9 protein-coding genes are annotated in these 22,131 nt (G+C 58.4%); 8 read left to right on the plus strand and 1 reads right to left on the minus strand.

What is annotated here, in order from left to right:
* Positions 1 to 82: 82 nt before the first annotated feature.
* From ACU8YE_RS11025 to ACU8YE_RS11040, 4 genes are all read left to right on the plus strand, one after another.
* The gene (locus ACU8YE_RS11025) at positions 83 to 1,777 is read left to right on the plus strand and encodes an HsdM family class I SAM-dependent methyltransferase (RefSeq protein ID WP_446928690.1); all 1,695 of its coding nucleotides are present in this window, start codon (positions 83 to 85) and stop codon (positions 1,775 to 1,777) included.
* Between the two features lie 21 nt (positions 1,778 to 1,798).
* The gene (locus tag ACU8YE_RS11030; protein WP_446928691.1) at positions 1,799 to 4,162 is read left to right on the plus strand and encodes a sensor histidine kinase; all 2,364 of its coding nucleotides are present in this window, start codon (positions 1,799 to 1,801) and stop codon (positions 4,160 to 4,162) included.
* On the plus strand, positions 4,149 to 5,306 hold the full coding sequence (locus ACU8YE_RS11035) for a hypothetical protein (protein ID WP_446928692.1): 1,158 nt from the start codon (positions 4,149 to 4,151) through the stop codon (positions 5,304 to 5,306). The genes ACU8YE_RS11030 and ACU8YE_RS11035 overlap by 14 nt, the downstream gene beginning before the upstream one ends.
* A 1,133-nt stretch (positions 5,307 to 6,439) precedes the next feature.
* Positions 6,440 to 6,808 carry a hypothetical protein gene (locus ACU8YE_RS11040; RefSeq protein ID WP_446928693.1) on the plus strand — a complete coding sequence of 123 codons (369 nt, stop codon included), beginning with the start codon at positions 6,440 to 6,442 and terminating at the stop codon, positions 6,806 to 6,808.
* Positions 6,809 to 6,852: 44 nt separating this feature from the next.
* Here the strand turns inward: ACU8YE_RS11040 and ACU8YE_RS11045 are convergent, their stop codons facing one another.
* The gene (locus tag ACU8YE_RS11045; RefSeq protein ID WP_446928694.1) at positions 6,853 to 7,221 is read right to left on the minus strand and encodes a 5-carboxymethyl-2-hydroxymuconate Delta-isomerase; all 369 of its coding nucleotides are present in this window, start codon (positions 7,219 to 7,221) and stop codon (positions 6,853 to 6,855) included.
* Positions 7,222 to 7,672: 451 nt separating this feature from the next.
* Here ACU8YE_RS11045 and blaOXA point away from each other — a divergent pair, with 451 nt between their 5' ends.
* The 4 genes from blaOXA to ACU8YE_RS11065 all read left to right on the plus strand — a co-directional run bounded on the left by blaOXA (position 7,673) and on the right by ACU8YE_RS11065 (position 21,515).
* Positions 7,673 to 8,497 carry an OXA-1206 family carbapenem-hydrolyzing class D beta-lactamase gene (blaOXA, locus tag ACU8YE_RS11050; protein WP_446928772.1) on the plus strand — a complete coding sequence of 275 codons (825 nt, stop codon included), beginning with the start codon at positions 7,673 to 7,675 and terminating at the stop codon, positions 8,495 to 8,497.
* A 310-nt stretch (positions 8,498 to 8,807) separates the two neighbouring features.
* The gene (locus ACU8YE_RS11055; RefSeq protein WP_446928695.1) at positions 8,808 to 9,590 is read left to right on the plus strand and encodes a hypothetical protein; all 783 of its coding nucleotides are present in this window, start codon (positions 8,808 to 8,810) and stop codon (positions 9,588 to 9,590) included.
* Positions 9,591 to 9,826: 236 nt separating this feature from the next.
* Entirely contained in the window at positions 9,827 to 10,828 is a 1,002-nt protein-coding gene (locus ACU8YE_RS11060; protein ID WP_446928696.1) for a helix-turn-helix transcriptional regulator, read from the plus strand.
* A gap of 520 nt (positions 10,829 to 11,348) precedes the next feature.
* On the plus strand, positions 11,349 to 21,515 hold the full coding sequence (locus ACU8YE_RS11065) for a hemagglutinin repeat-containing protein (protein ID WP_446928697.1): 10,167 nt from the start codon (positions 11,349 to 11,351) through the stop codon (positions 21,513 to 21,515).
* Positions 21,516 to 22,131 lie beyond the last annotated feature (616 nt).

The following is a 22,131-nucleotide window of genomic DNA, read 5'->3' on the forward strand; positions in this document are numbered from 1 at the left end:
GCTTGCAGGCGGCAGCAAAGCGCCTCCTGGAGACGTCACTCGCTACACGTACGGTTCGGATAAACGGATAAAAAGAAAGAACATGGAGAAAGCTCAAGATAAGACGGAGCAAAGTCTCGCTGAGGATTCTCTACCGAGCGCCCATCATATTTCCCATCGACGGGTGATAGGCGCTTTCTATACCCCTCTCGATGTAACGACCTTGCTTTGCGATTGGGGCATTCGCGCACGCGATGAGCTTGTACTAGAGCCGTGTTTTGGCGGATGCACCTTCATTGAGGCGTCGCTCGCCAAGCTCCACGCGTTAGGACATCGTCAGCCAGAAAAGAACATCTTTGGGTATGACATCGATCCATTGGCGTTTCGCTTCCTATCCGACAGAATTGATGAGCCAGTCGTCTCCAAAAATTTTGTGGCCTGTGATTTCATCAAGGCATCACCAGAGAATGCGAGACATGCACTAGTGGATGTAGTCATCGGAAATCCCCCGTATATACGTCACAGTCGGTTCTCACCAGAGCAACAAAAATCGCTTAAAGATTGGAAAGAGAAGTACGCGTTCAATCTGAACGGGCGGTCCAGCCTATGGGCGTATTTCGTTATTCATGCAATGAATTTTCTGAAGCGTGGTGGCCGAGTGGCTTGGGTGCTTCCAGGCAGTTTCTTGACCGCAAAATACTCAGAAAAAATAAGAAATGAGCTTCTAAAAAAATTTTCCAGAGTGGCTGCACTCACATTAACTCAGCGATTGTTTAAGAGCGAGGGAACAGAAGAGCTCACTGTTATCCTGCTCGCTGAGGGTTACGAGGAGGGCGAGGAGAATGCCGTACTCGAGTCCTGTTGCTTGGAAAACGTTAGGGATTTAAAGGAATATATTTCAAATTGGTGCGTGCGAAAAATTTCTCTGATTAATTCAGGGTTTTCCGGATCGGGCGTTGTGCCATCGGAAGCGGTATCGCTCGTGTCTCGCTTAAGCGGCCACAGAAACGTTAAAAAATTTGGTGACCTCGTAGACACTGAGATTGGCGTTGTTTCAGGAAACTCCAAGTATTTTATTAAAGGTGCAAGTGCTTGGGGTGAGCTTGGCATCGATAAAAAGTATTTGCAGTATATAGCCCCTCGAAGTCTCTGGATAAGAGGGGTGGTGTTAGGAAGTAACGATGCAGTCGAGCACGAACAACAAGAGGTTCCGTGCTTTGCACTAAATAGTCCCCCGACGCCGCGGTCAAATTCGCTCAAGTCATATCTTGATAGCTATCGTGATGACGATATTCAAAGTAACTCGACTTTTGCGCGTCGGGACCCATGGTTTCAGTTTTTGGATGACAAGATCCCGAATGCTTTCCTGATTTTCATGGCAGGACTTGGGCCGCGTCTAGTCGTGAATGACATAGGCGCGAACTGCACGAACTCGCTCTATCGAGTTCATGTAAGGGAATCCACCGCAGAAAGTATCAAATCATTGGCAATTGCTCTTGTAAGTACGTTCTCCCAGCTATCGGCGGAGATCTTGGGGCACGGACGTGGTTCCGGGGCATTAAAGTTGGAGCCGGGTGATGCAGCCCGTTTGCTTTTATATCTACCGAAACGCTCCCGTACTGAAGAAAATTCGGTATTTTCACAGATCGACAAGCTTTACCGGGAGAATCAATTTGATCGTGCGCGAGAAGCGGCAGATAGCTATTTATTCAGGGATGCGCCAGATCTAATGTCGGCTATGCCGGTGTTAAGTGAAGCGTTATTTGTTGCGAGAAAAAGAAGAGCCGGGAATAGGTAAAATTTAGGTGAAGGGGCGAGCATGGAAGATTTAAACGAGCTGAAGCAACTTCTCTCTGTTGCGGCAAATGATGCCAAAACAGATTTCGAGAGAATTCTGGCATTGGCGAATGAAGTGGCGAAACGTGACCCCAATAACGTTCGTTTCTCCGTTGACGCGAGCCATATTTCACGTCTAGGTCTCGAGCTCGTTGCTAAGCAGGAGACCGCCGTCGCGGAACTAATTAAGAATGCATACGACGCGGACGCGACGCTTGTCGACCTTGTTTTCAAAGGCACTGATTCCAAGGGTGGGGTTCTAGAAATAATCGACAATGGCCACGGCATGTCGAGAGAGCAGCTCGTGGATGGGTTTATGCGAATCTCCACGCAGAGCAAGGCTCTGCAGCCGGTCTCTGAAAAATACGTAAGGCAGCGGGCAGGAAGAAAAGGGATTGGTCGATTTGCCACTCAGCGCCTTGGGACTAGACTTGTTATAAGGACACAGCTCGAGTCTTCAACGGAGTCATTGCAGCTCGATATTGATTGGAATCTATTTGAAGGCGGGAGAGATCTCTATCTCGTTTCCAATCAAATTGTGGTGTGCGAAAGAATGGCCACACCAGGTACTACCCTTCGTATTGAGGGGCTTCGTGATGCATGGAGCGAAGCCCAGGTTCGCCGGGCGTTCAGGTATGTATCGGAATTGCTGCAACCCTTTCCCATCAGTGAGGCAGTGCAGGCAGGGTCGAATGAAGATCCAGGGTTTAAAGTGGCGTTCTATCGTGAGCAAGACGGTGATCTCACGACAATTGCCGATGAGGAGCAATCCATATATGCACATTCTTACGCGATATTTTCTGGAAATGTTGATGAAAATGGGTGTGCATATGTAAGTATCGATTCAAAAAAATACAATATTGAAGAGGAGGATATTCCTCTTGAGTTTGAGCAAAAATTAAAGCTTAAAACTGGATTGAATGTTGAATCCTATGACGAGCTTTCTGGAATCAAATTCAAAGCTTACTATTTTATTCAGGACGAGCTTCCGAGTGGCACCAAAAGCATGGTGCGGGATATTTTGAATCGCCAAGGCGGTATTCGAATTTACCGAAACGGGTTCAGAGTCCTTCCATACGGTGAAACCTTTGATGATTGGCTTGGTTTGCAGCGTTCAAGCGCGTTGCGGGAATTGTTGCCTCCGCATCACAATCATAATTTCCTGGGCTTTGTGGAAATTGTTGATGTTGCTGGGAAACGTTTTGAAGAGACGGCAAGTAGAGAAGGACTGCTTGAGAATGAGGCATTCATTCAGTTACAGGATTTTGTATATCGTGGATTAATGCAGGGTGTGATACGCCTTGCGCGAGCGCGGGGGAAGAAGATTTTTTCTTCGGATGCAAAAAAACAGAAGAAAAAAGACGATGATGGCGCCAAAGAAGAACAACAGGAGGAGCCAAGTCCGCTCGAAAAAGCGGAGAGTCTAGCGGCTAGACTTCGTGCAGCCTTGGAGGCTGTGGGTGCCGCGGGCCACGCTGAACAGGATGATCAAGAGCGCGATGACGAGCCGAGCGATCGTCCATTTTCAGAGTCCCCGGAAGACCTAAATGCTATTGCGGAGGAAATCGAGCAATTAGGCCAAGAATCCCAGGGGATTCTTGAGGAGAACGGAATGCTCCGAGTGCTCGCTAGCTTGGGGCTCACAATTGGGGAGTTCACGCATGAAGTTCGGCACGCATTAGCCGGATTGAATGCAACTATTCAAAGAATGGAGCATGAAGGAGTCTCGAGCGAGGCGTTATCCGCATCCAAGGAGAACGTGTTCCTGCTGCAAAGCTATGTCCGATACTTTGACAACGCAATAGCTCAAAATGCGCATCGGAAACTCGAGACCCATGAACTTCGCGACCTGGTTGGAGAGTTCTCTGAAGTTATTCGCCCTACGCTGGTGAGGCAGGGAATTAAGCTTCGCTCCGAATTCGACGGTTATGACCTCTTTACCAAGCCGATGCATAGATCGGAATGGTCTTCCGTTTTGCTAAATCTTTTCACCAATTCTTTGAAGGCAATTCATAGAGCCGGTGTAAAGGGTGAAATTTTTATATCGGGAAAGGAGTCTGGCGATTTTTTGTACCTAGATTTCTGTGACAACGGGGACGGTGTGCCGCCAGAGAATGAAGAGAAGATCTTTGATGCGTTTTTTACCACAAGCGCTCCACCTAGTGTGCTCTCCAGTGATTCTGAGAAACTTGTTGGAACGGGGCTCGGCTTGAAAATTGTGCGTGATATTATTGATGCCGCAAATGGGGATATTTATATTGTTGAGCCCCCACCGGGTTACTCGACTTGCTTCAGAATAGAAATTCCGCGCGCCAACGACGAGGAGATCGGTGATGCCAGGTATTGAGTACCTATGCGTGGATGATCAACAGGATCGAACAGTTAACGATCTGCTTGCAAGTATAACGCGATCTGGTGGGCCGAAATTTTTTAGAACTACTCCGATTGAAGTTGGGGAACAAATTAAAAATATCATTCATGCGGCAAATGCGGCGCCGGGAAAATTTGGTTTGCTTCTCGACTTGCGTTTGGACATGGAGGCAAATGAGGCCGGTGATAAGGTTCCGTACCGCGGACCAACGTTGGCCCAGGAATTGAGAACGCGAATGGCGGAGGGGGAGATTAGCCATCCTTTTCCAATTGTCTTATGGTCGGTGACGAATAAGCTCGATAATTCTTTTCGTGATGAGAATACATCGCATGATCTCTTTGACGCGGTGTACGGGAAGGATGGGCAGGTCGGCAGTGATCCAACACTAGTTGCTCGAGAGATGGTGTCTCTAACGAACGGGTATGAGATCCTCTATCGTTGCAAGAATGCCTCAAAAAAGAACGCCGCGCGGATGATGGGCCTGGCCGCCGAAGATTCGGTGGGGGTTTACGCGGTCTATTTGGATGAGTTGAAGGATGTGCTGCGCACAAAGGCTATACACCAGATGGCACGGTTAATTTTGGTGGACTTGATTCAAGTGCCGGGATTACTCGTTGATGAACGCTTGCTTGCCGCTCGACTAGGTGTTGATTTCGTAAAATGTGGTGCCGATTGGGAGGTGTTGAAGGGCGTATTGGAGGCGGTTTCGTATAAAGGGCCGTTCTGTGATGGTTGGGATCGTTGGTGGTGGTTCAAAGTGGAGGACTGGTGGTCATCGCTGGCAGAGCGGATTCCAAATATTAGGCGTATCAGCGCTGCGGAGAGGGTAAATCTTCTCAATGCTGAGTTTGGCACCAATCTGCTCCCAGCAAAACCTATCGAAGCAGGATATAGCGATAGGTTCTTTGCGGTATGCGCAGGAACGGAGCAGCCGCTAGATCCAGTCGATGGATTTCGAGTCGTGCAGAGTTCAAAAAGAGAGTGGCACGATGTCGCGTATGTATCGAGCAAGGCTGCATTGAATCGAATTAACAAGAAGGCCTGGGGACGCATTGATCCGATGGACCGACAGCGTTTCGATTCGTTAAAGGAAGGCGGTCGAAATGGCAAAAAAGGTTGACGCCTCGAAAGTTAGATCTTCTATAGCCGATGATTTGCTCGCTCTCGCTAGAGTGGTGCAAGAGGAAACGGCGGAGGTAGTAAAAAATCCGGAAGTACTGAGATCATCGGCCAATCAAGTGAACCGCGCTGCGAAAGCGGCAACGTGGTCGTATGATGTTGTAGGGCTACGGATGCAGGTAGCTGTTCCGCAGAATACTTTGCCATTCCGTTGTGGGAATTGGCTTGATATTCAACTCGATCTCAAAATTGGTGGAAGCTGCACCAATGATTCGGAGATAGATTGTGTTACTGATCTAATACTGAATTTGGAGATCGCAACCGAGACACGCAGAAATGTGTGTTCTTGGCACTTTGATCGTCATATCGGTGAAATGGATGACGCCGGTGACGATGGGGATGTGCACCCTCTCTATCACTTTCAGCACGGTGGGCATGCGATGAAGCCGTTCGCGGAGTCTCTTGGGAGTTCACTGCTACTTCCGGCACCAAGATTAGCATTCCCGCCTATGGATGCAGTGCTATCGCTGGACTTTGTTCTATCAAATTTCTCTGGAAGATCGTGGCGAAAGCTAAGAAATAACGCTACCTATTCGCGAGTGCTAAGAAGCGCCCAGGAGAGACATTGGAGGCCTTATCTAACAAGATTGGCTTCTTGGTGGGACACCGGACGTAGAGACACGACATGTGGGCACTTGTGGCCGCATTTGATTTGAGCGGAACTGGGAGATGGTGCGAAGCTACCTGCTAAGGGGCGCTAGTTCAGCTAGCGCCCCTTAGCTTTCTATCCGCATCAGAGAGACGGAAATAACTATCGCCCCCCTCAGAGTGGACTCCAAAGCTCCACGCCCAAGAATCAGATTTTTCCGGCAGCCCTCGTCGCTATAATTGCCTCGCTGTCGCACCAACGGCAGCCGGGTCTGGCGATCCGACCGCGCAACACTCAAAGAAGACGGACAACTGCTCATGCGGTTGCGTCCGTACACGCTCGCGCTAGCTTTATGGCAGGCCGGGTGGGGAGACCGCAAGGTCTGCCGGTTTTCTTTGGGGCCGGTTCGCCAGCCCCGCCGTCGGGCCTGCCACCCTCGTCTGGCGACGGAGTGGTGAGCCTCCAGCAACCCCAAAGAGGCCATCATGCCAAGCACCCAAAGCGGGCATCGCCCCGCGTCTTACCCATCTCCACCCGAACCACCCACGCACGCGCCCACGTCGTCTGGCACAGGCACGCTCACCAAAAATCGCACCTACCTGAACGGCGCTATGGCAGCGCAGGCGTATCTCAAGCGCACCCGCACCGCCATGCGGTCCCACGGCCAATGCCGACCCGGCATGCTGCGCGCAGAGCTTCAGCACCTCTCTGCACACGCATTCCCGCCGGCTTTTATCAAAGGCTTTGTAGATGCGATTGATGCCTATGTGGCGATGTCGCTCGGGGGCCGCGATGTCGATCCGCAAACGTGGGACGTGTTAGCCGCCATAGAGCGGCGTGGCTACAGCCAATGACAACAGACTGACGCATTCCCGTGACGGGCGGGAATGCCCATCTATCAGCCGTGCGCCTCGATGCTCACCTTCGCATACGAATCGCGCTCAATCTCAAGCACTTGCACAGACAGTTGAAGGTGCACGCCTGCCGGCGCGCTGCACTGCGCTTGCAAGACCGCCAACACGCTTGCCGACAGTTCGCGCCGCGTCTCCAGCGGTCGCCCGCTCAAGATCGCGAGATCAGCGTGTACGAACGCGCGCGGCGCGCTAGATGTGCCCACGGCAAACGTGTCGCACCGGTGGCTTCGGCTTTTGATGTCGGTCTCAACAAAATGCCCCGTCGCAGCAAGGGCTGTGTTGACGGCGAGCAGCGTCGCTTTGGCGTCAAAGGTGTTGAGGTTGGCCGAGTATTCAAGTGTGAGATGGGGCATGGCGGGGCCGTGCTGCGCGGCGGTTGTTGGGGGGAGTGCGGCTCAGATTGTGATGCAAGCTGCAGCCCCCTGGGCCAACGCCAATTTCCACAGTGGGGGATTCAGAAAACGGCCGTCTCGCCAACCGCTTCGCGCCTAGGTGCTTGGCGCGACCTTTGTTGACGTCGGTCGTCGCTATACATTTTGCGTGCTTACCACGTGCGCTAGACAAGGATCATCGCTCTGAACAGACGAGTGTGCAGCCGATAGCGCCATTGGAAAGCAACAGGCTAAGTTCGCACTCGACAACGGGGTCTGCCTGCGCACGGCGGCCCCGGCCGCACCGTTACGCGTGTTACGGCAGGCGCAGTTGGTGTCCGAAGTGCTGAGGCCTATGCTCCGCCAACCGATCCGGGCCCGGATTGGCAGCCGTCAGCATGACGAAGTCCAACCTCCAATTGAATGCTTAGATATGCGACACAAACTTGTGCGCCTGATCGCGGCGCTCTGCCTGCTGCTTCCCCTAGCTGCCCATGCCCTCACTGAATCGACGATCGACGCCAAAGCATTGTTCGATACCGCCGGTGTCGATGGCACGATGGTCGTCTACGACGTGCGGCAGCAGCGCACGCTGACCTACAACCCTGAACGGGCGGCAACCGCCTTTTCGCCAGCCTCAACGTTCAAGATATTCAATTCACTGATTGCGCTCGAAACCGGCGCTGTGGCCGACGTGGACCATGACATGCTGCCTTGGGACGGCAAGGTCATCATGCACAATGGCAAGCCGTTCCTGCCACCGGTGTGCGACGGCGACATGTCGATGCGTATGGCGCTGAAGAACTCGTGCATACCCGCCTATCAGGCGCTCGCGCGGCGCATCGGCCCGGCCCAGTATCGCAAGTACCTTGAAGCGGCGCACTTCGGCAATGAGGACGTCGAAGGTCCGGTGGATTGGTTCTGGCTGAACAACCATCTCAAGATCACCGCGTATCAGCAAGTCGAGTTTTTGCGCGAAGTGGCGGCACGCAGGGTACCGATGATCTCCGCACGCAGCTACGACCTGCTCGATGACATCCTGACTGTCGAGAAGACGCCCGAATATACGTTGCGAGCCAAGACCGGATGGGTAACGGTGCCGGGCCAGGTCGAAGTCGGCTGGTGGGTGGGCTGGGTGACTCGCGGCGACGACACCTACGTGTTCGCGATCAACCTTGATCTGCCGACGCCGGAGGTTTTACCAAAGCGTCAGGAAATTGCGCGCGCCGTGCTGAAGCAGGTGGGCGCGTTGCCGTGAGGGGCGAGAAGCAACTGATCAACCGCGTCGGTTGAAGATTCAAATTCACCAGCGCAGTCACGCTCCTGGCCACCACCCCAATACTCAACTTTCCTCAGCCTCCCCGTTAGCACGCGCGCGCAGATGGTAGTTTCCAGCCTGATACGGCGTGTCAGGCGCAAGCCCTGCACAGCCAACAAAAAATAAGCGCAGTGCGCGTGCTGGCATGAACGGGTCATCGCCAGTACGCCCCACGGGTGAGGAAGCCCCTCGGCACAGCGTCGGCCCTGCACGGTCAGCGGCCTTTGCATTGTTTTGAGGGGAGAGCCGCATGCAGTCTCATACGCCATCTGCGGTACGGTCGGTGGACAATCGGCGTGGCCGCATTTCGCTGCAGTATCTCGAAGCGGGCCAGCAACATCGGGTGCGTACCAGCATCCGGGCGATTGGAGCACGCTCGCTCTATCAATGGGATGAAGTCGAGCCGCACCAGGCCGACGTGCTGGTGCTGGAGGGTGACCAAGCCGACGTGCGCGCGGCAGGCCCCTTCAAGCTATGGCTGGGTCAACCCGCGCCCGACGTGTTAGGCGACGACGTGTTCAATCTGCCGCGCGCCTTCAGCACCCCCATGCTCTGGGGCGTGCTTGATCTGATCGCGCTGCGGTTGATGGACAGTCGCAGGCAGCCTGCCGAGGCCGGCAGCGCATCGTTCATCGAGACCGATACCGCCACCGGTATCGCCACCGGTATCGACGCCGATACTGCCACCGATATCGCTACGACCGACAAGCCCGCATACCGCTTGCTCAGGCCCGTCACGCTCGATGCGCACTTCAGCCAGCCGCGCTTTCGTGTGGCCATGGATGGCATGACCGCGCGCCCTGTCAGCCTGGACGAGCTGGTCCATCACGGTGCACTTGAACTCGAAGAGGCGCGCTTGCTGCTGCGCACGCTCAGGGAGCGCGGCGCGTTGGAGATCTGCGTGAGCAGTCAAACCAATCCAACCATTGCGCCAGTGCAGCCGCTACACGCCGGGCCGCCTCATGCCGGGCCGCCGCCCGATGGCTGGTTGTCACGCGCACGCCGCTGGTTGCACGGGCGCGCTGGCCAGTGACGAGTGATGGCGCAGCTGGCGCCTTTCGCCTGTGCGCTGTCTGTGCCCCATGTGTGGGCTTGAGTCCGCAACCTTCCGCAAGGTCTACAAGGTCCAGGCCGTGCGCGGTATCGGCATGCACGCATCAACAGCGCTGGTGCAGAGGGCGAGCGCCCCTTGCGGTGTGCCATGAGCGCGCTGCTTGATGTCTCGCCCTGCCGGGTCGGTCCAGCATTCTTAGGTGCAGTAGGGTGGCAATGACGCTTTCGCTTAATGATCTTCAATTGCTGACGGCGCTCGTCGGCAGCCTGCACGAGGCATCGCCCGATAGCGTGGCCGAGCGGCCAGCGGTGGCACGCAAGCTCGAGTCATTGCTGGGCATTGATGTCATGTCGCATATCGTCCGGCACGAGGCCAACCCCGTTCCCATCCACACCTCCACGTGGGGCCGCGATCTCCAATTGAATGCGGACTACAAGCAGTACTTCCATGCGGTCGACCCGATCTCCCCGCTGTTGCACCGTCGCGCAGACCCGCTGCTCGTGGAGGGCATCATTGGCCGGCGCAGCCTGCAGCGCACGGAATACTTCACCGATTTCCTCACGCGGTACAAGGTCTACCCAGGCATGAGCCTGTGCCTGGATGCCGGCGGCGGAACCTTGCTCGATTACCGCCTTGGCACGAGTGAAGTCGGCCGCGTCTTTGGCGAGCGCGAGCTGCGCATTCTCGATCTGCTGCGGCCACACCTCATCAACGCGCACCGGCAACGCGCCTTCGCCGCGTTGGAGGGCGATGAACACGCCGCAAGCAGCCGCCCGTCGTTCGTGCTCGACCCTACGCGGGCCCCACAACCCAACCGCGCCGCAGAAGCGCTGATGGCGGGGTGGGAGGCAAGCGAACGCGAAGGGTTGCTACTGCTGTTGAGCCGTATCGCGCTAGGCGCGAGCGAGCCGATGCAGTGGGCCGGGTTCGATCTCTGCACAAAGTTCGAACACGCCGCAGATGGCCGCATCGTTCACCGGCTGTATCTGACGGCTGGCACCGTGGGCTCGGGGGCGTGGTTCCAGCAGAAGTTCAAGGTGACACGGCGCGAAGGCGAGGTGTGCGAACTGCTGCTCAAGGGCCTGTCGGATAAACAGATCTCCAAGGCGCTCAATATCAGTTACTGGACGGTGCGCAGCCACGTCGGGCGCGTGCTGGACAAGCTTGGGATTGAATCGCGCAGCGCTGTCGCTGCGCGTGTTATTGCTGCGCGCTGATGGGGGCTCGTTTGCGCCGTTGAAGTACGAAAAGTGCTTCAGGACCGTCTCGGAATCATGCGTTGAAATCTCAATTAATCTGAATTCAATATCATTGAATTCAGATCTAAAATGCACGCAACGTCGCGCATTTACATCGAAGTTGCAGTTTTTGATTATCAGCAAGGCCGTTTCGCTTATCATCCGCGCGAGCAGCAAAAAGGCAATCGCTCTGCAACAGACAGGGTGAGGCCGGTCGGGGTTTCGTTCCCGTTCAAACGGGGCAGGGAGTGCTTTCGCAGAGACGAGATCTCAGGCGTGCTGTCGCGCGTCGTCACCTTGTTGGGCATTTGTCCCAGCGCTCCTTCTGGTCAGCGCCACGCGCTGCCCGCCCTTTGGTCTGAATCGGAACGGCCCACGCTGTAGCAAGCGCACGCCCGTCGTCTGTCGTCTGTCGTCGCCCCATTCCCAGCCTGCTTTCCGCACGTTCAAACGTGCGTCAGCGCGCTGTTGCCGTCCGCCGTGTCAGTAGAAAAACATCATGAACGCCAAGTGTTATCGAACTGTCTTCAACGCCGCACGCGGCATGCTGGTTGCCGTTGAGGAAACGGCAAGGAGCACAGGCAAAGGACGCAGTTCGGGAAGCCGAGCCAGCCGGGCATCGGCCCTGACGATCAGCGCGATGGCCGCGCTGGCAGCACCTGGCCTGAACGCGCAATCACTGACACCGGACCGCAATGTTCCTGGTCCCCACCCAGTGGTGGGGGTTGCGGCAAACGGCACGCCTGTGGTGAACATCAATGCGCCATCGGCTGGCGGCGTCAGCTCCAATTCGTTCACGAACTACAACGTCGGCCAAGCTGGCGTTGTGCTCAACAACAGCGGCCAGAACTCCCAGACGCAAATCGCCGGCTGGGTGCAGGGCAACCCGTTCCTCGGCAATAGCGCGGCGCGTGTCATCCTGAACCAGGTGACCAGCGGCAATCCATCGGTGCTTGCGGGCCCCACGGAAATCGCAGGCAACCAAGCCAGCCTCATCGTCGCTAACCCGGCGGGCATCACCTGCGCAGGCTGTTCGTTCATCCAGGCACCGCGGGTCACGCTCACCACCGGCACGCCGAACTTCGATGCGCTGGGCAACATCTCCAGCATCTCGGTCCAGCAAGGGCAAATCACGGTCAACGGCGCGGGCCTCGATGCACGCGGCGCGCAGCTCGATTTGCTGTCCCGTGCGATGGCCATCAATGGCCAGGTCTGGGCGGAACGTCTCAATGCGGTGGCAGGTGCCAATAGCGTCGACTACGGCAGCGTCACGCCCACGGCAATTGCAAGCGTTGGCCCGGCGCCGCAGGTCGCGATCGACGTCGGCCAACTGGGCAGCATGTACGGTGGCGGCGCCACGCGGCTGATTGGCACCGAGCAAGGGCTGGGCGTCAACATCGGCGGCAACTTGGCCGCACTCACCGGCAGCCTGAGTCTGGCTGCCAACGGCGATGTCACCATCACGCCGACCGGCCGAGTGCAGAGCGCGGCGGATGCCAGCATTGCTGCGCCCAATGTCAGCAACCAAGGCGTCATCACCAGCCCTGGCAACGTGACGGTGTCCGGCAGCACGAACAACAGCGGCACCGTGGTTGCCGGCGGCAACGCAACCATCAGCGGGCCGCAAATCGCCAACAGCGGCACGATCGGCGCGGGCGTCGATACGAACGGCAATGTCACGAAGCCGGGCGCCGTGGCATTGAACGCAACGGGCGCAGTGCGCAATAGTGGCAATCTGCTGGCCGGCCAGAGCATCGGCGTAACCGGAGCGAGCATTGACGCGAGCAACGGCAACGTGGCGACGCAAGGTACGGTCTCGCTGTCGGCCACGGGCGATGTGGCTACACGTAGCGCGACCATCTCGGGCGGCAGCGTGGCCGTCCAGGCCGGCGGCACGTTGGACAACACGGCGGGCAGCCTGTCGTCGAACGGCACGCTGCAGGTCGGCGCTCAGCGGGTCGTCAATCAGAGTGGTCTGCTGGCTTCAAACGGCAACACGAGCATCACCACCGGTTCGCTCGACAACACCTCCGGTGCACTCGGCTCCAATAGCGGCAGCCTCACTATCAACGGTACGGGTGACATCACCAATGCCAAGGGCAAACTGGTTGCTGGGCAAGATGTCTCCATCACCGGCGGCAGCTTGGGCAACCAAGGTGGCACGGTGTCGGCCCAGAACCTCTCCCTGAACACCGGGACTGGTGCAGTCGACAACAGCGGGGGTACGGTTTCCGCTGCGGGCACGGCAAACATCACGGCCGGTAGTCTCGTCAACCAGGGTGGCACGCTTGCAGCAGCGGGCAACGTGTCTGCCCATGTGGCCAGCCTGGACAACACCTCGGGTGTGCTCGGCTCCAGCAGCGGCACGTTGAATGTCAACAGCAGTGGCGCCATCACGAACGCAGGCGGCAAGTTGGTCGCTGCGCAAGATGTGACGCTTGCGAGCACGAGCCTTGGCAACCAGGCCGGCGCAATTTCAGCGCGCGATCTTTCGCTCAATACGGGCGCGGGCGCCATCGACAACACGGGCGGCTCGATGGCCGCTTCGGGCACGGCCAACATCCAGGGCGGCAACCTCGTCAACCATGGCGGCACGCTCGCCGCTACCGGCGATGTGACTGCGACGGTCTCCAGCGTGGACAACACCGGCGGTGCGCTGGGTTCCAATACCGGCAACCTGACCGTCAACAGCACAGGGTCGGTGGCCAACGCCAACGGCGGCAAGCTCATCGCCGCGCAGGATGTCACCCTGAATGCCGCAGCAATTGGCAATCAGGCGGGCACCGTGTCGGGCCGCAATCTGCAACTCAACTCCGGAACGGGGGCCATCGACAACACCAATGGCACGGTTTCAGCATCGGGCGTGGCAAACGTTCAAGCGGGGAACCTGGTCAACCAGGGCGGCACACTCGCCGCCAACGGCAATGTGCACGCCACCGTCGCGAGCCTGGACAACACCTCGGGCGTGCTTGGTTCGAGCACCGGCAATCTGACGCTCGACAGCAGCGGTGCCATCACGAGCACGAATGGCAAGCTAATTGCCGCACAAGACGCCACATTCAACGCCGCCAGCTTGAGCAACCAAGGTGGCGCCATTTCGGCACGCAACCTGTCGGTGCACACAGGCGCTGGCACGGTCGACAACACCAATGGGCAGGTCTCCGCCTCCGGCACGGCGGACTTGACGGCCGGCAGCCTCGTCAACCGGGGCGGCACGCTTGCTTCTGCCGGGGACATGTCCGCCAAGGTGGCGAACGTGGACAACACCGGCGGCGCACTCGGCTCCAGCGGCAACAACCTCGTCGTCGACAGCACCGGCAACATCACCAACGCAAACGGCAAGCTCATTGCCGGCCAGGATGCAACGCTCAATGCGGCATCCCTGGGCAACCAAGCTGGCACCATCTCCGCGCGCAATCTCACGGTCAACACCGGGTCGGGGGCGGTCGATAACACCAGCGGTACGGTGTCGGCCTCCGGCACGGCCAATGTGACCGCCGGCAGCTTGGTGAACCAACTTGGCACGCTGGCCGGTGCAGGCAATGTCACCGCAAATGTGGCGAGCCTGGATAACGCTTCCGGTGTTCTGGGTTCCAGCGCTGGTGCCCTGACCGTAACCAGCACGGGCAACATCAGCAACGCGGGTGGCAAGCTGCTGGCAGCCCAAGACGCCACGCTTGCGGCAGCCAGCATGGGCAACCAGGCTGGTACGGTCTCGGGTCGGAACGTCACCCTCAACACGAGCGCGGGCGCACTCGACAACACGGCGGGCAAGGTCTCCGCCGCCAATTCGTTGCAGTTGACCGCTGGCGCGGTCACCAATCAGGGCGGCACGCTGGCCGCGACTGACGATGTGCACGCCACGGTAGCCAGCTTGGACAACACCGCTGGTGGCATCGTCGGCTCAGGCCAAGGTGGGCTGACCCTCACCAGCGCCGGCAACGTCGCCAATGCCGGCGGCAAGCTCCTCGCCACGCAAGACATTCAGCTTCAGGCGGCAAGCCTGGGTAATCAGGGCGGCACGGTGTCTGGTCGCAACCTGACCGTCAACACTGGCACTGGAGCGCTGGATAACACCGGCGGCGCCATCGCCTCCACGGTCGCGCTCGATGCAACGGCGGGTGCCATCACGAATGCCAACGGCGGCGTGATGCAGGCGGGCACGACGCTGAACATCCACAGCCAATCGCTGGCCAATACCAAAGGCGCGATGATTGGCAACGCGGTCTCGGTCAACGCCAACACGCTGACGAACCAGCAAGGCACGATTTCGTCGAACACCACGCTGGCCGTGCAAAGCCAGACCTTGACCAATGACCAAGGCAAGCTGGTTTCCAACGGTGCGCTCACGGTCAATACCGGCACGCTCACCAACGTCGGCGGCCAAGTCGCTTCCAACAGCGATGTGACGGTGAATGGCACGACGGTCGACAACTCCGCCGGCCTGATGCATTCCGGTGGCACGCTGACCGTGTCCGGTGCCAACCTGCTCAACAAGAACACCAATACGGCCACGACCGGCATGGAGGGTGCAAATGTGGCGCTCACCGCCACGACGTCGCTCGACAACACAGCCGGTGCCATCCGTTCGGACCTGAGCACGCAGCTCACGGCGCCGTCCATCAACAATACGCAGGGCTCGATTCAGTCGGCAGGCACAGTGGGTGCCAAGGCGACCGCTGCGCTGACCAACACCCAGGGCAATCTGAACGGCACCAAGAGCGTTGGCGTGACTGCCGGCCGGATGAGCGGTGACGGTACCGTGCAGTCGCAAGGCAGCGTCTCTCTGAACCTGCAGTCGGACTACAACAACAGCGGCACGCTGGCCGCCGGGCAAGACGTCTTGGTGACGACCACGGGTAACGTCACCAACTCGGGCACGATGTCCGCTGGCCGCAATCTGGCAGTGTCGGCCAACAACATCACCAACACGCAGACCGGCCAGCTGATTGGTACGGTATCGAACACGCTGACCGCGCAGGGCACGCTGTCCAACGATGGTCTTATCGATGGCGGTGCGACTGTCATCCGCGCGAACAACGTCGTCAACACGGGCCGCCTGTATGGGGATTCAGTTGCGATTGCGGCCAACACGCTGACAAACACCGTCAACGGTAATGGTGTCGCGGGTGTCATCGCCAGCCGTGGCGACATGGACCTGGGTGTGCAGACGCTCAACAACCAGGAGCACGCGCTGATCTATGCGATTGGCAACATGCGTGTTGGTGGTGCACTCGATGCCAACAATCATGCGACCGGTTCGGCTCAGAATGTGACCAATGGCTCGGCCACCATCAACGCCGATGGCAACCTGACCATCGCCGCCAGCCAGATCAATAACCAGAACAATCACTTTGCGACGGCAGACCAGACGTCGCCTGGCACGCATGTCGTGTCGTATCGGCTGAATGGCTCGACGCAGGACATCGACCCGAGCACGGTGCGTCTATTCCATAAGAACAACGGTGGCTCGGCCACAGGTGACAACTGGCAATGGCTGGGTGATGACGACTACAAGGTACTGTTGCTGCCGTCGTCGCAGTATCCGTTCGAGCGCTATGGCCCGCCGTTCACCTACAGCAATGGTTTGGGCGGAGGCGGCGTCGGCACTGCCTATATTCCGGAGAGGCCGTGCTGGCAGGATAGCTGCGAGGTGTCGAGCTACCCGGAGCAGTTTCTTTACAAAACCACGGACGCCATCTGGGGTGTGTTCGGTATTGCGGCGCCGCAAGAAATCGGCACGCAGCCGGATCCGAGCAATTATCAACCCAGCCAGTACCCGCAGTACCAAGCCGACCTGGCCGCATGGCAGCAGCGGCATGACAACGCCGTCACGCAATACCAGGCGCTAAACGACGCCATCAACGCATTCAACTCAAACGTGCGCGGTCGCGAGGTGGACGCCTTCACCATCTACGACGGCACGCAGCAAGTGACCCGTACGGTGGTCACGCAGAGCGACCCCGGGATGATTACGTCTGGCGGCAACATGACGTTGAATGCCGGCGTGGTGAACAACGTGGCCAGCCAAATCGTGGCGGGCGGTGACCTGACCGGCAGCAACGTGATTGGCACACGTCCGAACAACGTGGGCATGACCGGTACGCAGTCCGTCACCACCACGGGTACGGCGTCGTACACCTATGTCGAATCCGGCGGCGCATTCAGCGGCGATACTCGGGCCTACAACACCAGCCCCTGGCAGGGGCAGACCATCCAGACCAACTACCAGCTGGATGTGAGCCCAACCAACGGCACGGGCCCGAACAGCCAGCCCACGGTTAAGTCCGTTGCGGTGACGACCAAGGCGGGCGTTGGCAACGGCAATGGCACGAGCGTTGCCGACCACATGACCATTGCAACCGATCCGATTCAGCCCGGAGCTGCCTCGGTGACGGTGCCGAATAGCGGCATCCTGCGTATCCAGACATCGTCGGTTGCCACACCCGCCGCCGGCTCCATCAGTGCCGCGACGACCTCTGTGACGCTGCCCGGCAACGTGGTCATCCGCACGGTGGTGCCGAACCTGACGCTGCCGAACAATGCCCTGTACCGCATCATCAGCGACCCGGGTAGCAGCGTGCTGGTCGAAACCGACCCGCGCTTTACCAACTTCCGCCAGTGGACATCGAGCGACACCATGCTGTCGCAGTTCCGCAATGACCCGGGCGCCACGCTCAAGCGCATTGGCGATGGCTTCTACGAGCAGCAACTGATTCAGCAGCAAATCGTTCGGGCCACGGGGCAGCGCTTCATTGGCGACTACACCAACAACGAAGACGAGTACAAGGCACTGCTGGCCAACGGTACCGCTGCAGGCAAGGCATTCGGCTTGAACGTTGGCACGGCGCTGACCGAAGCCCAGATGGCACAGCTCACCAGCGACATCGTCTGGATGGTCAAGCAGACCGTGACGCTGGCGGATGGCAGCAAGCAGGAGGTGCTGGTGCCACAGGTCTACCTGCGCGCCAAGGACACCGACATCACGGGCGGCGGTACGTTGATGGCGGGTAACAACGTCAGCTTCAACGCCAAGGGTGACGCGACGAACAGCGGCACCATCGCCAGCCGCAACGTAACGGTGGTCACGGCCGACAATATCGTCAACACCGGCACGCTGGCAGGCAGCACGCTGTTGGCGCAGGCCACGCAGGACATCAACAACCTCGGCGGCCATATCCAGGGCGACCAGGTGTTGCTGTCTGCCGGCCGTGACGTGAATCTGACCAGCACGACGGTCCAAACAAAGAACATCACGACCACGGGCACGAACATCAACCAGGTGGCGAGCATCGATGCCGGTGCGCTGTCCATCCAGGCCGGTCGTGATGCCAACCTGGCGGCGGTTGCCATCAATACGACAGGCAATGCCACCATCACCGCCAACCGAGATGTCAACCTGACTGCGGTGCGGCAGTCGAATGAGGAGCACATCGTCTGGGGCGACAAGAATCGTTCGGACCGTTCGTCGTATGCGGATGCTGGCACGCAAATTCAGACCGGTGGCAACCTCGCCATTGGTGCGGGCCAAGATGTGAATGCCACGGCCGCGTATGCAAACGCGACGGGCGGTATTCAGGTGGCTGCCGGGCGCGATGTGAACCTCAACGCGGGCCAGAGCCATCAGGACGTGCGCGACGAGCACTATCAGTCAGAGAAGGGTTTCCTCTCAACGAAGACCACGCACACCATCGACTCGGCAGGTCAGACCAATGCAGTCGGCACCACGCTGTCTGGCGATACGGTGACCGTGGCGGCGGGCCGTGACCTGACGGCAAGGGCCGCCACTATTGCCGGCACGGGCGACGTGAATCTGGCTGCCGGCAACAACCTCACGATTACGACGGCAGATACCGCTACCAACGAATCGCACTTCAAGGACGTCAAGAAGAGCGGTCTGGGTAGCGCCGGCGCAGGCATCTCGTACGGTACCAACCAAGTCACCGACACCAGCAACGATACGGTGCGAGGCTCGCAAGGCAGCCTGATTGGTAGCACGGACGGCAGCGTGCACATGCAGGCCGGCAAGGACCTGCATATCACGGGCTCTGATGTCGTGGCTGGCCAGAACGTGACCGGCATCGCGCAGAACGTGACCATCGACGCTTCGACCACCGACCGCCATCACGACAACACCCACGAAACGAAGAGCTCTGGTTTCACACTCGCAGTGAAGTCGCCGATTCTGGACGCTATCCAGAATGTCCAGCAGCAGGCCGAAGCGGCGGGCAATAGTCAGGACAAGCGGGCAGCGGCACTGCATGGGATTGCCGCCGCCAGCGCGGTTGCAGACCTCGGCGCGACGGCCGGTGCCATGGCGACCAAGCCGGAAGCCAAGATTGAGTTGAGCTGGGGCTCGCAGTCGAGCAAGACCACCCAGACCGAAGACAGCACCCAGCACAACGGCAGCAACATCACGGCGGGTGGCACGGCGGCATTCGTTGCGACTGGTGATGGCACGCCGGGCAGCGGCAACGTCAACATCGTCGGCTCCGATGTCAACGCGAAGAATGTGCTGCTGCAGACCAACAATCAGGTCAACCTGAGGAACAGTACGGACACGGACAGCACGCGCAGCACGAACGAGTCCAAGAGCGCAAGCTTTGGTGTCTCGTACGGTACGGGCGGCTTTGGTGTGTCGGCCTCGATGTCGAAGGCGCATGGTGATGCGAACTCGGATGCACAGACGCAGAACAACACCCACATCAACGCGAGCGACACCGTCACCATCGTCAGTGGTGGTGACACCAACATCGTGGGTGCCAACGTCAATGCCAACAAGGTGCTGGCCGACATTGGCGGCAACTTGAATGTCGCCAGCACACAGGACACCAGCCACAGCACGTCGCATCAAGAGAGCACAAGCGGTGGCTTTAGCGCGAGCATGGGCGGCGGTAGCGCAAACTTTAGCCACAGCAGCGGTAATGCAAATGGCAACTACGCCGGCGTCAACGAGCAATCTGGTATCCAGGCGGGTGCAGGCGGGTTCGACATCAACGTCAAGGGCAATACGGACCTCAAGGGTGCCGTCATTGCCAGCACGGCAACGCCCGAAAAGAATCAGCTGACGACAGGCACGCTGACCTTCTCGGACATCCAAAACCATTCGGACTACAGTGCGTCCAGCGGCGGTTTCAGCCTGAGCGGCTCGCTTGGCAACGGGGGCGACAACTACAAGAAGCCCGGAGAGACGAAGAGCAGGAACGTCGGCGGTGGTGCGCCGATGCTCAGCCAGAACGACAGCGGCAGCGAGAGCGCCACGACCCGCAGCGCTATCTCGCAGGGCACGATCACCATTACTGATAAGGCGAACCAAAAGCAGGATGTGGCCAGCCTGAGCCGCGATACGACCAACACCAACGGTACGGTCAGCAAGACGCCGGACCTTCAGAACGTGCTGAATAACCAGGCTGACATGATGTCGGCCGCACAGGCGGCGGGCCAGGCAGTGGCGCAGCGCATCGGGGACTACGCTGACGGTAAGAAGCGGGAGGCTGAAGGACGTCTGGACGCCGCTCGGTTGGCCTATCTACAAGACCCATCTGATGCGAATCAGGCAGCAATCGATGCGGCCAAGGCGGATATCAACGGGTGGAAGGAAGGAGGCCTGACTCGTGCCGGTATGCAAGCGGCAGGCGCTGCTGCCGTGGCCGGGCTGGGCGGAGGCAATGCGCTCGCTGCCGGAGCGGGCGCAGGGTTGAGTTCACTAGCGGCGGGCAAGCTCAATGAGTTGTCGAGCGCAATTGCCGGCTCTAGCCCGACCGGCAACAAAAACGTGGATGAGGCGCTGGGCAACATTGTGTCCAACGCCTTGGCGACCACAATCGGCGGTGCTGTCGGTGGCAATGCTGGGGCGTTCTCTGGCTACAACGTGGACCGGTTCAATCGACAGTTGCACCCCGATGAGCGCAAGTGGGCCCAGGATAATGCGAAGCGATTCGCTGACTTCTACGAAAAAACCACCGGGAAGGCACTCACATCCGACCAAGCCGAAAACATGCTGCTGGCCAACGGTTATCGCTTGGTTGATGACTTGGCGAGCAAGGGGCCGGGCGGCGATAAGTACGCCGTTGCTTTTATCAGCCAGAACGCTGGCAATCTCTTTTCCGCGACAGCGTCCGAACGTGCCGATCACGGGCCTCTTGGCGGGCCGCTTACGCCGGAACAACGAGCGTTGCCCGGAGCGGTTGGAAACCCGGCGGTTGGACTCGGCGCCGCAGCCGTGATCACGGGCGGCCTAGCTGTGGCAGCTATCGGCCCGGCTACTGTCACGGCCTTTGGGGCAGACGCCCTGGCGGCTTACAAGGCGGCCCAGGCGGGATACTCTCTAACGTCAGCGGCAGCGACAGGGGCGGTTATTTCTGGGGGTTCGTTTACTCTAAGTAGCGCCGTGGGAGCATATTTTGATATGGCCCGCAGGGGCGGTGACTTTGGGAGCAACTTTGAGAATCGTTTCTCTTTTGCAGGCTTTGGTGCCGCCGCTTCAGTGGGCGCGCTAAACAGCATGTTCGCAACATCGATGTTTGGTTGGGCGGGCGTGCCCAACGGTATCGCTAACCTTGCCACCGTTCCTGGTGCCGTTATTCGAGTGAATGGTATTTTCTTAGGGCAAACGGCCGGCAGAGCGGCCCAAGGCGCCGTAAATCAATCAAGGGCTGGACAATAAGAGGTCAATTATGATTGACGACATTGTGCGCGGAATACTCAGTGGGATTATCTCTCCCCCACTTTTCCAGTGGATGAGGAAATATAGCTACTGGTTCGTTTTTTTTCTCGCGACGATCGGGATTCATCTTTATCTCGTCTTCGGACTTGCTTCCGATTTTGGCTGGATTGCGTCGTTGAGGAAGTCGTTTACGCCGGTTGCTGTGTGCATATCTGTTGGGGGAGGTTTGTTTGCGGTATTTTGTGTTTTTTTGCTCCGCTCCAGTGTCCACAAGAAAGACGGGCCGTAGGACCTAAAGGGTCGTTATTGTGGAATGGCGGTTCTAAACGGCACTGCTACCAAAATGCGCTAAGTGTCATGAAAAAATCGAGCAGTTACGGCACCAAGCTCGTCTGCTTCGCATTCTGTTAGTGAGCTATGCCGCGACGGACGCAGACGCAGAGATGGTGTTCCGTCTGCGGGCTCTTGACCGTGGCGAAGTAGTTCCGCCGGTCCACGACGATTACCGTTGGTACTTTGCAAACACGGAGAGCCCGCTGTTCAAGTATGACAATTTGGGAGAGGCACATGCCCAATACTCTCACGTACGGGGGAGCTAGCTTGTACAGTGCCTGAC

It is taken from the genome of Ralstonia sp. VS2407 (assembly GCF_052950655.1).